The following is a 291-nucleotide window of genomic DNA, read 5'->3' on the forward strand; positions in this document are numbered from 1 at the left end:
GGCAGAAGACGGAAAAGAAAATGTCTGCCAGTATGAATTGATTCCATGGATACTGAGCCAGTGTGCTTCGGTCAGAGAAGTCAGAGAACTGTTAAGCCGGATGAATCTGGTCGGGACACCGTTCAGTGAACAGCTTCCGGCAGCACAGCTTCACTGGATCATCGCAGATGAGAAAGAAGCCATCACGGTAGAATCGATGAAGGACGGGCTGAAAGTGCATGAAAATCCGGTGGGTGTGCTGACGAACAATCCATCTTTTGAACAGCAGATGTTTCAGTTGAATAATTACAT

General features: G+C 47.1%; 1 protein-coding gene. It reads left to right on the forward strand.

Annotation, left to right across the window (positions count from 1 at the left end; all coding sequences use genetic code 11):
• The coding region (locus PZH32_RS13615) for a linear amide C-N hydrolase (RefSeq protein ID WP_275208792.1) at positions 1-291 on the forward strand (291 nt) is incomplete at both ends.

Source organism: Adlercreutzia equolifaciens (genome assembly GCF_029076695.1).
GTDB lineage: Bacteria > Actinomycetota > Coriobacteriia > Coriobacteriales > Eggerthellaceae > Adlercreutzia > Adlercreutzia equolifaciens_A.